12 protein-coding genes are annotated in these 12,982 nt (G+C 35.1%); 7 read left to right on the top strand and 5 right to left on the bottom strand.

The features are described 5' to 3' along the window. Positions 1-11 precede the first annotated feature (11 nt). Positions 12-923: a ribokinase gene (gene rbsK / locus JZO71_RS09780; RefSeq protein ID WP_206899311.1), complete on the bottom strand. Its 912-nt coding sequence runs from the start codon at positions 921-923 to the stop codon at positions 12-14. 109 nt (positions 924-1,032) lie between these two features. Further along, on the bottom strand, positions 1,033-2,046 hold the full coding sequence (gene rbsR / locus JZO71_RS09775; protein ID WP_206899310.1) for a ribose utilization transcriptional repressor RbsR: 1,014 nt from the start codon (positions 2,044-2,046) through the stop codon (positions 1,033-1,035). 251 nt (positions 2,047-2,297) lie between these two features. On the opposite strand from rbsR, the gene treC reads away from it, so the two are divergent. Next, entirely contained in the window at positions 2,298-3,929 is a 1,632-nt protein-coding gene (gene treC, locus JZO71_RS09770) for an alpha,alpha-phosphotrehalase (RefSeq protein ID WP_206899309.1), read from the top strand. A 62-nt stretch (positions 3,930-3,991) separates the two neighbouring features. Here treC and JZO71_RS09765 read toward each other — a convergent pair whose 3' ends face one another. Both JZO71_RS09765 and JZO71_RS09760 read right to left on the bottom strand, forming a co-directional pair. Next, positions 3,992-5,200 carry an AI-2E family transporter gene (locus JZO71_RS09765; RefSeq protein WP_347401346.1) on the bottom strand — a complete coding sequence of 403 codons (1,209 nt, stop codon included), beginning with the start codon at positions 5,198-5,200 and terminating at the stop codon, positions 3,992-3,994. Between the two features lie 118 nt (positions 5,201-5,318). Next, positions 5,319-6,047, bottom strand: coding sequence for a LytR/AlgR family response regulator transcription factor (locus tag JZO71_RS09760; RefSeq protein ID WP_206899308.1), 729 nt, complete (start codon positions 6,045-6,047; stop codon positions 5,319-5,321). A 458-nt stretch (positions 6,048-6,505) separates the two neighbouring features. Here JZO71_RS09760 and JZO71_RS09755 point away from each other — a divergent pair, with 458 nt between their 5' ends. Beyond that, positions 6,506-6,718 (top strand): hypothetical protein, encoded by a 213-nt coding sequence (locus tag JZO71_RS09755; protein ID WP_206899307.1) that lies wholly within the window; start codon positions 6,506-6,508, stop codon positions 6,716-6,718. Positions 6,719-6,867: 149 nt separating this feature from the next. Continuing rightward, positions 6,868-7,581: a deoxynucleoside kinase gene (locus JZO71_RS09750; RefSeq protein WP_206899306.1), complete on the top strand. Its 714-nt coding sequence runs from the start codon at positions 6,868-6,870 to the stop codon at positions 7,579-7,581. 82 nt (positions 7,582-7,663) lie between these two features. Here the strand turns inward: JZO71_RS09750 and JZO71_RS09745 are convergent, their stop codons facing one another. Further along, positions 7,664-8,347, bottom strand: coding sequence for a YoaK family protein (locus JZO71_RS09745; protein WP_206899305.1), 684 nt, complete (start codon positions 8,345-8,347; stop codon positions 7,664-7,666). 224 nt (positions 8,348-8,571) lie between these two features. Here JZO71_RS09745 and JZO71_RS09740 point away from each other — a divergent pair, with 224 nt between their 5' ends. From JZO71_RS09740 to JZO71_RS09725, 4 genes are all read left to right on the top strand, one after another. Then, positions 8,572-10,737 carry an ATP-dependent helicase gene (locus JZO71_RS09740; RefSeq protein ID WP_206899531.1) on the top strand — a complete coding sequence of 722 codons (2,166 nt, stop codon included), beginning with the start codon at positions 8,572-8,574 and terminating at the stop codon, positions 10,735-10,737. Between the two features lie 121 nt (positions 10,738-10,858). Next, positions 10,859-11,269 (top strand): transcriptional regulator Spx, encoded by a 411-nt coding sequence (spx, locus tag JZO71_RS09735; RefSeq protein ID WP_206899304.1) that lies wholly within the window; start codon positions 10,859-10,861, stop codon positions 11,267-11,269. Between the two features lie 26 nt (positions 11,270-11,295). Further along, a complete protein-coding gene (locus JZO71_RS09730; RefSeq protein ID WP_206899303.1) occupies positions 11,296-11,652 on the top strand; it encodes a Spx/MgsR family RNA polymerase-binding regulatory protein in 357 nt (118 codons plus the stop codon). A gap of 202 nt (positions 11,653-11,854) precedes the next feature. Next, on the top strand, positions 11,855-12,787 hold the full coding sequence (locus JZO71_RS09725) for an alpha/beta fold hydrolase (RefSeq protein ID WP_206899302.1): 933 nt from the start codon (positions 11,855-11,857) through the stop codon (positions 12,785-12,787). The last annotated feature ends 195 nt before the right edge of the window (positions 12,788-12,982 follow it).

The following is a 12,982-nucleotide window of genomic DNA, read 5'->3' as shown; positions in this document are numbered from 1 at the left end:
TTTGTGGTCTGTTATTCAAATGTTAAGTCTGTACGATAAGGAATTGATGGTTGAGCACCATAACTTTGGACAGCAACAGAAGAAGCAAGGTTTCCATAACGAATGGCTTCTGGTAAATTGTTAAAATCTGGATCCAATTGACTACTTAAAGCACCAATGAACGTATCACCTGCAGCGGTAGTATCAACTGCGTTTACTTTGAAAGCAGGGACGATACCATGTTCAGTCGCAGTATGATAGAAGGCACCTTTACTTCCTAAAGTAATAATCACTGTCTCAATTCCAAGTTGGTGAAAAGCAGTTGCAGCTTGCAATAAACTTGCTTCATCTATCACTTCAATCCCAGTAATAATTTCAGTTTCAGTTTCATTTGGAATAATGACATCAGTTTGTGCCAGTAGCTCTGCTGGAATTGTTTCAAGAGCGGGTGCAGGATTTAAGATTGTTTTTTTCCCAGCTTTTTTAGCAAGTTTAAATGCAGCCAACGTCGCATCTAAACTACTTTCAAATTGTGCAATTAGGAAGTCGCTCTTTTCAATCAACGCTTTTTGTTGCTGAACTTCTGCTTCATGAAAAGCATTATTTGCACCAGCATGGATCAAAATACTATTTTCGCCAGCATCATCAACCATGATCATTGCTTGACCAGTTGCGGTGTCAGCGATTGTAGAGATACCTGAGATGTTGATTTGTTCCTTTGCCAATAACTCAAGTAAAGTAGCGCCTTCGCTGTCAGCGCCAACTGCACCGATAAAAGCCGTGTTTGCACCAGAACGCTTTGCAGCAACGGCCTGATTGGCACCTTTTCCTCCGCCTGAATGGAAGATGTTGCTTGTGTGCATAGTTTCGCCTGGCTTAGGCATTTTTTTTAAACGTAAAGTTGTATCCATATTGATACTGCCGATAACTGTAACCGTGTTCATTTTTCGAACCTCCAAAAAGTTGATGAAATTTTTCCTTGCAAGAAAATGAATTAAAACGTTTTATTAAAACGTTTTAATAACTTGGCTAAAATATAGCACACCTTGAAAGCTATTTCAAGGGTGCTGTTGAAAATCTTTTTTCTAAGTGAACTGGAAGCAGTTTTTCTTCCGGCGTTTTTTCAGGATGCTGAATACGTTCTAATAAAAGTTTCGCTGCTTCTTGACCTAGTTCGAAGATTGGCTGTGCAATCGTTGTAAGTTTAGGTTTTACATACTCAGACATATCTACATTATCATAACCAATAATGCTATAGTCCTCAGGTATTTTTTTGTCTAACTCCTCTAGTCCACGGTACAAGCCAAATGCTAATTCATCGTTCAATGCAAAAATGGCGGTTGTTTTAGAGCCAACAATTTCGTGGGTTGTTTGGTAGCCACCTTGTTTTGAAAAAGCTGTTGGAATGAGAAGCAGTTGACTGTAGTCAATTTGATAAGCATCTGCTGCTGATTTAAAACCTTCGATACGTTCTTGGACATTTGCTGGTGGATTCTCTGGGTAAACGAGGGCAACTTGTCGATGTCCTAAAGAGAACAGGTGCGTGCCAGCTAAGTAGCCTCCGCGAAAATCATCCGTGCGCACGGAGTCGCTAAAATCTTCTGCTTTTTTTTGATCCAAGACGATAAATGGGCGACTCTGTTGTTGTAAGTCCTCCTTGATTGCCTGAGTAGAGATGGCAGAAGAAGCAATGATAAAACCATCTACGCCACGGCGAGTTAGTTCTGAAAGGTACTGGACTTCCTTTTGCTGATTAGAGTCGGCATTACAAAGAATGGTCACGAAATGCTGTTGATACAAAATTTCTTCGATCCCTCGCATGAGTAGATTGAAAAAAGGGTTCGTAATATCAGGAACAAGTACGCCAATCGTTTTTGTCTCTTTCGTAATCATTTGACGCGCAAAATAATCGGCTTGATAACCAAGTTCATTTTTGGCAGCTAGGACTTTTTCGACTGTCTTTGAACTAAATTTATCTTGGTTCCCATTTAGGATTTGCGAAACAGTGGCAATCGAGACACTGGATCGATGTGCGACATCTTTAATCGTTACTTTTTTTTTCACCATAACTTTTTATACTCCTAACTAAATCTTGTGGTTATTTTCCCATGAAATGTTAAAGAAGTAAACGAAATCATTTGATAAGAGGAAACTAAGAATGATTTAAAAAAAAGAAAAATTTTGGAACTAAAAAGAATCGGTTATCTGATCGAGCGTAGTCGAGTAAGTTTTACAAACGCTTCCTTTTCAGTTATAATAATTTTTGAGCAACTTGTATATATAAGTTCGAGGGCGACTAATTTAATGGAGGAGAGTATATGTCATTTAAAGAAAAAGTCATTTATCAAATTTATCCAAAATCATTTAATGATACAGATCATGATGGAATTGGCGACTTGAATGGGATCCGAGAGAAATTACCTTATTTACGTGAGTTAGGTATAGATATGGTTTGGTTAAATCCGGTTTATCCTAGTCCACAAAAAGATAATGGTTATGATATTTCAGATTATTTAGCGATTGATCCATTGTTTGGGACGATGGAAGAGTTTGAAGCATTAATCAAAGAAGGAAAAGAGTATCAAATCGAATTTATGCTTGATATGGTTTTGAATCATGTATCGATTGAACATGAATGGTTTCAAAAAGCACTAGCAGGTGATAAATACTATCAAGATTTTTTCTATATACGTGATGAACCAACTGATTGGGTTTCAAAATTTGGTGGAAATGCATGGGCACCCTTTGGAGAAACAGGAAAATATTATTTGCATCTATACGATATTACACAAGCGGATTTGAATTGGCGTAATCCAGTAGTTCGCGAAGAACTGTTTAAAGTTGTGCGTTTCTGGATGGAAAAAGGTGTGAAAGGATTTCGTTTTGATGTCATCAATGTTATTGGGAAAGATGAAGTGTTGAAAGATAATCCAGTGGATGATGGGAAACCTGAGTATACGGATAAGCCAATCACTCATGATTATTTAAAATGGTTGAATCAAGAAACTTTTGGACGTGATCCAGAGATTATCACAGTTGGCGAAATGAGTGCAACTACTGTTGAAAATTGTATTTTATACACTGAACCCAACCGCCATGAACTGACAATGACTTTCAACTTTCATCATTTGAAAGTTGATTATGAAAATGGAGATAAGTGGACAACTCCAGCTTTTGATTTTGAAGAATTAAAACGTTTGTTCCATACGTGGGGAGAAGAAATGAGTAAAGGTAATGGTTGGAATGCTTGGTTTTTAAATAACCACGATCAACCACGAGCTTTGAACCGTTTTGTTTCAGTAGAAAATTATCGAAAACAAGGGGCAGAAATGTTAGCGACTTTGATTCATCTGAATCGGGGCACACCCTATATTTATATGGGGGAAGAAATCGGGATGATTGACCCGGCGTTTACATCTATGAATGATTATGTCGATATTGAAAGTAAAAATGCTTATCAAATGTTAGTAGAAAAAGGTCTATCAGAGCAAGAAGCCTTTCGTAGAATCCAAGCTAAATCTCGTGATAATTCACGAACACCGATGCAGTGGACTAACGAAAAACATGCTGGTTTTACTGAAGGAACACCATGGTTGAAAGTGAGCGCCAGTTATCCTGAAATCAACGTGGAGGCAGCAAAAAATGAGAAAGAACAATCAATTTTTGCCTATTATCAGCGTTTAATTCAGCTACGCAAAACCCATCTGGTGATTTCTGAAGGTGATTATCAAGCCTATGCACCAGAACATCCACAAGTGTATGCCTTCTTACGATCTTATAGAGATGAAAAATTACTCGTTCTAACAAATTTTTATGAAAAGACAACTAAAATTGATCTTCCAGAAGAATTTGTTGAAGGCAAAAGACTGATTGATAACTATTCTGATACAGTGATAAGTAAAGAATTGACGCTAAAACCATACCAAGCGATTGCATTACTTGTGAAATAAAAAACAATTCCTACTCAGCGAATAATTGAGTAGGAATTCTTTTTTTTATTGTCAGATAAACATCAATCAAAGTAATCGTCTTCTGAAAAATCTGCTTCTTCGTATTCTCCTTTATCACCGTAATACTTATTGTAACGTTGCTTGAATTTTCTAAAAGCAAAGACAACCAGTAATTTTAGTAAAGTATAAATTGGTATACCAAAGATCACGCCCATGATTCCAAGTAAGTCACCCATAACAAGCAGCACAATCAAAATCGTTATAGGATGAACTTGTAGTCGGTTCCCAATCACACGCGGAATGACTAAATCACCATGGAGCAACTGGACAATGAACCAAACAAGGACAAATTTTACGACCATAAATGTTGAATCTTGGAAGGCGATAAAAAGTCCAGGAAAGAAGGCAATGAATGGCCCAATATAAGGAATGATACATAGCACACCAGCGGCGATAGCTAGGATACTAGCAAAATCAATACCAATGAGTAAAAATGTGACCCAGTAAATGGCTCCTAAAATAAACGAAGAAATAATTTGTCCTTTCAAAAATGCACCCAATTGTTGGTTAGCAATTTTAGTCAATTCTTGGAAATCCTTACGAAATGCTGGGGGTACGATTTTTAAGACTGATTGGTAGAACCCATGTGGATTTTGAAGTAAGAAAAAGGCAACAATAGGACCAGTAAATAGAGTAATAAAAGTAGTTGTTACGGCAGAAAACAGATTACTGATACTTTGTGCCCCACTTTCCCAGTAATTACCGATGAAAGATGTTGCTTGATCTGTAAAATTATCAATGGAAGAGAAGAATTCATTGAACTTATCGGCAAAAGGTGTGTGTTCTAAAATATTTCTAACGCCTTCTTGAAAATCATTGAATAAGTTCGGTAAGCTATTAAATAATTCGGTTGCTTGCTGTTGCAAGAAAGGTGCAAACCAGACGCTCCCTAAACCAATTACAGCAAAAATCAAGACATATACCAAAATGACGGCAATGTTACGTGACATTCGTTTACTTAGACGCCGAATGAGTGGATCTAGTAAATAATATAAAATAAGTGCAAATAGTACAGGTGGTAATGATGCTGCAAAAATAACTCCTAAGGGTTTAAAGATAAAGGCAACTTGCCAAAACACGTAAATGACTAAGGCAAGCATGACTAATAAACCTAGTACGTAATACGAAGTTTTTCCCCCTAAAAATTGAATCAGTCGAGAGTTCGATTTTTTGTTCAATTTTTTTCCTCCTTTTCTCTCTTTTGTTTTTATTATAGTCAGAAGTTAAACGAAAAAGAAAATGAAACAAACTAAATGCGGAAGAAATCTTATTTTTTGAAAAACTCCTCAACTAATTAGCAAGAAGCTGACAAGTTGAGGAGTAAGTTTGTTATGAGATGATTTTTTTTAAACCACGAATCGAGATGGGGACTGTTTCACCGTTTGCTAAAGTGACTTCTCTTTTTTTCTTATCAATAGTCCGAATATTGAGTTTATTAATAACATACGACTTGTGGCAACGAATAAAATAACTGTTTCTTTTCTCAATGTCTTTGATTTTATCATAAAACTGTAGATGGGCATGTGTCATGTGTACTTCAAGTTTATGAGGTGTAATTGCTGACGTAGAAAAATATTGAATTTCATTTAGTGGAAGAAACTTGATTTCTCCGTTGAATTCTAGCTTAAAGATATCCTTTTGAGGTTGAGAATTATGAAAGTTAAGAAAGATCTTACTTAAGATATGTTCTAAACGATCTTTTAACTCAAAGACATCTTCCTTCGAAATATAATCGGTTGGTTCAATACGATTTTTTAGAATTTCTAAAGAGAAGTCAGGATTAGCTGTCACATAAATGATTTTACCTAACGGGTCCATCCGACGAATGTCTTTCCCAAGCGCAATACCAGTCAATTCATGATTTTGAATCTCTGTATCCAAAAAATAAATACCAAAATCAGTAGTTCGATGACGGGCAATTTCAAGAAGTTCAATTGGATCAGTTGAAGAAACAGCAACGTAACTATTGAGATCTTCAAGAGTGATCTGATTTTTTATGACAGTTGTGATAATTTCTAATTGCCGTGGATTTTTCTCGCAAATGTAAATTGGGATCATATCAATACTCCTTTACTTAAAATAAATTGGCTATGTATCAAACATGTTTCAGTAAATGATCTGTATTTTTCGTTATGTTCATATTTTGATTAGTTAAAAATCTGAGCGTTAACTTGCCATTGGAGTTTAATGTTTAGCGCGAGAAGACGTGCATCTAAATTTTTAAGAATCATTGCTAATCAAAGATTTTCCCCACGTTATACAAAATAGCTAAAAACTCTTAGTTAAAAGTGTAATAAAAAAAAGAGAACAAAAACGGTTCACTCATAAAATATGTGTTTCAGCTCATAACTGTGGGATTTCACTTAATTGTTAGGCAAAATGGACGATTCTTGTGAATTTTGTGAAAAAATTTCACAGTTTTGATGTTAGAAAGGCTTTTTTTGAGCGTGTGAACTAATTTTTTATTTCTATGTTAAAAAAGTACTAACCTGATAAAAGGTGATGGAGGTATTCTTATGGAAAATGAACAATTATTTGAAGTAGGCGAAACTTACGAATTTCATTCGGATTTGTTTGAATCACCAGTCAAAGGGAAAATCGAAAAAATATATGAAAATAGTGTAATGATTCGCGTAATGAAATGTGCGACAGATGAAACAGAAACAGCCGATAATCTACAATGGCAGCTGATTGTTCGCAAATCGAACGCTTTAATTGAAAATAACTAAGTAAACAGGAACTAGTTGTTTTCAAATAGTTCAATTTTGTAATTAAAAAGACTAACTTTTCAAAAAATAGCAGAAAAATTGTTATTAGCTAGTGAAAAGTTTGGTCTTTTTTTGTGGTAAAATAGGGAGCAGAATTTATAAAAGGAAGGATGCCGATAATTGTGATTATTGTTGCGGGAACTATCGGAGCTGGAAAAAGTACACTAACTGAAATGTTAGCACAAAATTTAGATACTAAGCCATTTTATGAAAATGTTGAGGATAACGAGGTCTTGCCTTTGTTCTACTCAAATCCAGAAAAGTATACTTTTTTATTACAAATTTTCTTTTTAAATAAACGATTTTTAGCAATCAAAGATGCGTTTGGTCATGACGATAATGTATTGGATCGCTCTATCTACGAAGACAGTTTGCTTTTTCATTTGAATGCAGATTTAGGAAGGGTATCAAAAGTAGAAGTTGAGCAATATCAAGGATTACTTGAAACGATGCTGAATGAATTAGAAGATATTGCGCCCCAAAAAAAGCCGGATTTATTAGTTTATATTCGGGTTTCTTTTGAAACAATGTTAGAGCGCATCAAAAAGCGTGGACGAGAATATGAGCAAATTGAGCAAAACCCTGAGTTGTTTTCTTATTATCAAGAATTAAATCGCCGTTATGAAGAATGGTTTGATGCGTTTGATGTCTGTCCCAAACTAGTGATAGATGGAGATCGTTATGATTTTGTAGCAGAACCGGAATGTGGTGAACAAATTGTTCAGTCGATTAAAGCCCAAGCTAAAGAGATGAGCAAGATAGCAACGAACAAAAAAATTCGGTATACAACTTTAGTTCCAGAAGCAAAAGGAATTTTTTCTTAAGAAAAATAAATAAGAAAAAGGCACGACAAAGATGTTTCTACTTTGTTGTGCCTTTTTGAATTAATCCCTATATTCAAATCGTTTAAAGTGGGTATTGATTGGTTCTGAAAAAGCGCCAAAGTTGAAATGTTTGGCTGAGGGCCATTACCAAAAAGAGAAATGACACTAATAAAATAGCTTGTGCACCGAATAGATGATAACAAAAAACGGAAACGACTGCTCCTAAAATGAAAGCTAATACAACTGTGAGAAAGTGAAAAAATTGATCAAAATCAGATTTTTCTTTCGAAATCAAAAAATCATAAAGGTTGGTTGCCACACCCTTTAAATTTCCGGTTGTAAAAAGATTCGTATAGGCACGTCCATTGATTTTGTCGAATGACACCCATTGGATTGCAGCTGTAAAGGCAATTAAAATTGTTACAAGTGAGGGATGGATATTGACTATTTTTAAGCTAACGATGAAAAAAATCAGTGCTTCATAATAAAGAACAAATAACCGCCAAAAATGTTTTTCACGTTTTTGAAAATAATCAATCAAAAACTTAGTTAATAAAATACCTATGAAAAAGAAAAGCGTTGATAACACCTTTTTTCCAAAACTAATCCATTCCCCGTCGAAGGCTTGAATAATTGCAAGAATAATATTACCAGTTTGCGCAGAAGCAAAAGCATCATAATGAATATAAGTATAACTATCCATTGCACCACCAATAAAAGTTAGTAACAGTCCGATAGTACGATCCTCGTGAAACGAAGTACGCATGATTTCTCCACCTTCAATTATTATTTTACTTAATTTAACTGCCTCTATCTTAGCATAATTTTCCGAAAAAAATGATAAATTTTCTGAAACAAAGTGATTGAATAACGGCGTTTCATTTTCAATAAAGGTCTGGTAGTATAAAGAAAACAAGAATGGCAAGATAAATAAGAAAATTTTGAAAAAGAAAGTTGGTGGCACTGATTACTCAGCTAAATGAAAAAGAAATGTTACGGTTAAAAGATGAGCTGAAATCTTGGAAGAGCAGATATCATAAACTTCAACAAATCTTTCGACTACAAGAAGAGATAATTGCTAGTTATGAGGCTGCTTACGGGGAAGCACCTGGATTGATTGAAGAAGAACAGCCAGCTGATATAGTGAATGATTCGTTTTTTAAAATGATGGAAAAACGATCTTATAATCAGTTTAACCTAGAGCAAAAAGCTGCAATCACGTACGATATGAAAAAAAATCTTCGTATTATTGCTGGTGCTGGTAGTGGCAAGACGCAAACGATTTGTGCAAAAGCAGTCTATTTGATGACTCAAAAACAAGTTGCTGAACAACGAATTTTGATGATTACATTTACTCGAAATGCAGCGAATGAATTGAAAAAAAGAGTGGATAATTTTAGTCAACATAAAACAGCGGTACATATCGGAACATTCCATAGTATTTTCTTTCGTCTTTACAATGAAATTTGTAAGGAATTTCCAGACATTGCAATGCAAGGTATCCATGGAGATTTTTCCAAAGATTCTAGTCAAAAAATTGGAGCAATTCTACAACACCTGATTCGTAAATATAATCTTTATTCTTTTGACCAATATGGTGAGAAAAATTTGTCGGCACGCTTGGATTATTGGCAGAATATGAATCTTTCTGTAGAAGAAATTATCCATTTGGTAAAGGAAAAGTTTGATGGAACAGAAAAGAATACAAATCAACCACTTTCTGAGCGTATTGGTCTGTTGATGAGGGAGTTGAAAGAGTTAAAACAGCAGCAACATCTAGCTGACTTTAATGATATTTTGCAAAACTTAAAAGAAGCCTTAGTTAATGAAAATGTTCGACAGTTCGTTGGTAAGAAGTATGACTTTTTATTTATTGACGAGTTTCAAGATACAAATCCTCTGCAATGGGCGGTCGTAAAATTGATTACTAAAGGAACAAACATCAAGCTTGTTGTAGTTGGCGATGACGATCAAAGTATTTATGGGTTCCGTGGATCAGAGCCAGCCTACATCAAGGAGTTTGAACAAGAATATCCGACTGAAACACTCTTTTTATTAACAAATTATCGTTCTCGTGCCGCGATTGTTCAAGGAGCAAACCGGTTGATTAGTTACAATAAGGGCGATCGCATTCCAAAAGCTATGATTCCTGCACAAAAAGAAGAGGGTGTTATGGAGGCCGTTTCTTTTAAGGATCCACAAGCAGAAAGTCAATGGGTGATTCGTCAAGTTCAAACGTTTATCAGACAAAAAGGCAAATACAAAGAGTCTATTATTTTGTACCGTTCGCTTTCGCAAACACAAAAATTAGTACAAAATCTTTTACAAACAGACATTCCATTTGTTCTTGAGGCAGATGCACCATATGAAGGGATTTTTGGTGTACGAAACTTTCAACAATTATATAGAAGACTTCTTGACTGGCAAAGAGCAACAACCAGTCCGAAAAGAGAACAAAACTACCAGCAAATTTTGAGACAAATCATGATTAGTTGCTATTTAAAAAAATCAGAATGCGACCGCTTCTTCTCTCAAAAACACTCAGATAATGATCTCATTACGTACATTGTTCAAGCAAAATCCTCTTTAAAATCACGGCAAAAGGAACTTCAACAATTAGTAAAAGAATTGCAAGATTTCACTCAGCGACCAAGAAAAAACATGTACCTGTTTTGGCAACTATTTATCAATCTTCCACGAGTAAAAAAAGAACTCGAGCAAGGAGAGCGTGATTGGTTACTAGAAGAAATCAAAAAACAACCAACTTTACCGCAATTAATTGACTTAGAAAAATCGATTCAATCTCAAGCAAAACAATTAAAAACCCGTTTGATTGCCTACCGACAAGGAAAGTTAGATGCGTTGTGTATTCAGAGTATCCATAAAAGTAAAGGGTTGAGTTATAGAAATGTTTTCTTGATTGGTTGTAATGAAGGCGCACTGCCACATAATGGTGCAGCAGAAAAAGGAGCCGTTTCATCAGAGGAGATCAAAGTGGAGCCTGTGACGACGATTGAGGAAGAACGTCGATTATTTTATGTAGCGATGACTCGGGCTCGAAATCGGCTGTATTTGTGTGTGCCGCAATTGAAAGGAACTAGGCAGTTAAAGCCTTCTCGTTTTATTAAAGAATCTGGTATTCAACTAAGAAAATAACTAAAAAAACTATGACACAACTGATACTTGTGTCATAGTTTTTTTAGTTTGGCTAGCGAATGATTGGTCTTTTTTTAATAATTCAGTTAAAATGGGATTATAATTAAAGAGGAGTGAGAAAATGATAAAAGTATATACCTCACCTAGTTGTACTTCTTGTCGTAAAGCTAGAGCATGGTTACAAACGAATCAACTTGATTTTGAAGAAAAAAACATTTTTGTCGATCCGTTACTTGAAGAAGAAATCAAAGAAATTCTAGCAGCAACTGAAGGCGGGGTTGAGGATATTATTTCCACTCGGTCAAAAATTTATGAAAAATTGTGTTTGGATTTCAATGAACTGACACTCAAGCAAATGATTGTATTGTTTAAAGAGTATCCTTCGCTGATTCGTCGTCCTATTCTAATTGATGAAAAGAGAATTCTGATCGGTTTTAATGAGGATGAAATTCGCTCATTCGTTCCTAGAGAAATCCGCTGTGTTGAACGAAACCTGATTTATTTGCAAAACTATGGCACGGTAAACTCATAGCCAACTAAAAGAAAGAGGGAGGTCCTGTGAAAATAAAAGTATTTGGATCGAAAGATTGTTTAACTTGTTTGAAAGCTAAAAAGTGGTTAGAAAATCATCATTTAGCTTATCAATTCATTGACTTAGAAAAAACAACATTAAGCGTACAAGATGCTAAAGAGCTATGTAGCTTTAAAGAAGTTCAAGCAACACAGCTATTTGCTACTTGGTCTGAAGCATTTCTTAAAATGCAAGTGGATTTATCAAATTTACAAGATTCTCAGCTAATGTCACTTTGTAGAGAACATGCAGAAATCTTGAGACGTCCATTGATTATTATTGATGATGTTTTATTTATTGGATATGATGAACAATTGTTAGAGCAACTAGTCGTTCATGAATAAGATTGAGTAAAGAGCAGAGTGTAACCGTCTCTGCTTTTTTATTGTTTCTAACATTTTAAAAATAATGTATAGAAGTAAAGAACGATACTTGCAATCGCTTTAAGGAATCATTATAGTTAACTGTTGATTAGTTAACTATGATGATTGCGATGAACGATAATTAACATCATATAGAATAAAACAAAAGTGAGGAACTCTTTATATGAAAAGACAAGTACAGTTTCTATCTGCTGACGAAAAGACGATGGTGGAAGTAAGTTGCTGGTATCCTCAACAACAGCCGGTGGCAACCGTGCAGATTGTCCATGGGATGGTTGAGTTTATCGAGCGGTATGATTTATTTGCTGACTATCTCAATCAAAAAGGAATCATTGTGATGGGACATGATCATTTAGGACACGGACATTCTATCCAATCTAAGGAATATTTTGGTCATTTTGCAGATAAAAATGGTTCAGAGTTTTTACTTTCAGATATTCATACAGTGAACGAAAAAATCAAGGAACAATATCCAGCACTTCCGCATTTTATCTTGGGGCATAGTATGGGTTCTTTTTTAGTAAGAAATTATTTGGCGCAGTTTGAGACAGATTTTTCTGGTGTAATTATTATGGGAACGGGATGGCACAATCCTAAAGAAATGAGAGCTGCTGAAGCAATCGCTTCTACAATCGTTTCTGTTCATGGAGCGAAATATCGTTCAAAATTTCTAGATCAATTAGCATTTGGCGGTTTTAATCGACAATTTGAACCAGCAAGAACTTCAAAAGATTGGCTTACGCGTAATCAAACAGAGGTGGATAAGTATCTGTTGGACCCAAGAACACAATTTATTTTTACAGCTGCTTCATATAAAGAATTATTCCGGTTAGTTCGACAAGCTTGTAGTCTTGATGAAGTAAAGCAAATTCCAGATTCACTTCCAATGCTAGTTGTTTCGGGAGCGAAAGATCCAGTAGGTGCGAATGGCCGGGGTGTTCGAACCTTCGTTCAAGCAATGAGAGAATATACTACTAGTCAATTAACGCTTTTACTATATGAGGAAGCACGCCACGAATTACTTAATGAAATCAATCAAGAGGTGGTATATCAAGATCTTTATCATTGGTTAAAAAAATATATTGATACTTATTGACAGGTAAAAAATTACATGATATATTTATTCCCGTTGTTGCGAAAGTAACATTCATGAAACTTTCGTAAATAACATGAAAAATAGTTGTTGACTTGTGAGTTGTCACATGATAAGATAACTAAGTCGTTTAAAAAGAACTACTCATGAAGCTTGATCTTATCAAGAAAAACTTCAAAAAAGTTCTTGACAAATAAC

Origin of the sequence: Candidatus Enterococcus courvalinii (genome assembly GCF_017315945.1) — a bacterium.
Classification (GTDB): Bacteria; Bacillota; Bacilli; order Lactobacillales; family Enterococcaceae; genus Enterococcus_B; species Enterococcus_B courvalinii.
Note: the sequence above shows the minus strand (reverse complement) of the source record. Positions and strands in the feature narration are given on the sequence as shown.

What these genes read in the sequence shown, in the direction of transcription:
- rbsK (WP_206899311.1), bottom strand. Translation starts at nt 923, where the DNA reads ATGAACACGGTTACAGTTATCGGCAGTATCAATATGGATACAACTTTA.
- rbsR (WP_206899310.1), bottom strand. Translation starts at nt 2,046, where the DNA reads ATGGTGAAAAAAAAAGTAACGATTAAAGATGTCGCACATCGATCCAGT.
- treC (WP_206899309.1), top strand. Translation starts at nt 2,298, where the DNA reads ATGTCATTTAAAGAAAAAGTCATTTATCAAATTTATCCAAAATCATTT.
- JZO71_RS09760 (WP_206899308.1), bottom strand. Translation starts at nt 6,047, where the DNA reads ATGATCCCAATTTACATTTGCGAGAAAAATCCACGGCAATTAGAAATT.
- JZO71_RS09755 (WP_206899307.1), top strand. Translation starts at nt 6,506, where the DNA reads ATGGAAAATGAACAATTATTTGAAGTAGGCGAAACTTACGAATTTCAT.
- JZO71_RS09750 (WP_206899306.1), top strand. Translation starts at nt 6,868, where the DNA reads ATGCCGATAATTGTGATTATTGTTGCGGGAACTATCGGAGCTGGAAAA.
- JZO71_RS09745 (WP_206899305.1), bottom strand. Translation starts at nt 8,347, where the DNA reads ATGCGTACTTCGTTTCACGAGGATCGTACTATCGGACTGTTACTAACT.
- JZO71_RS09740 (WP_206899531.1), top strand. Translation starts at nt 8,572, where the DNA reads ATGTTACGGTTAAAAGATGAGCTGAAATCTTGGAAGAGCAGATATCAT.
- spx (WP_206899304.1), top strand. Translation starts at nt 10,859, where the DNA reads ATGATAAAAGTATATACCTCACCTAGTTGTACTTCTTGTCGTAAAGCT.
- JZO71_RS09725 (WP_206899302.1), top strand. Translation starts at nt 11,855, where the DNA reads ATGAAAAGACAAGTACAGTTTCTATCTGCTGACGAAAAGACGATGGTG.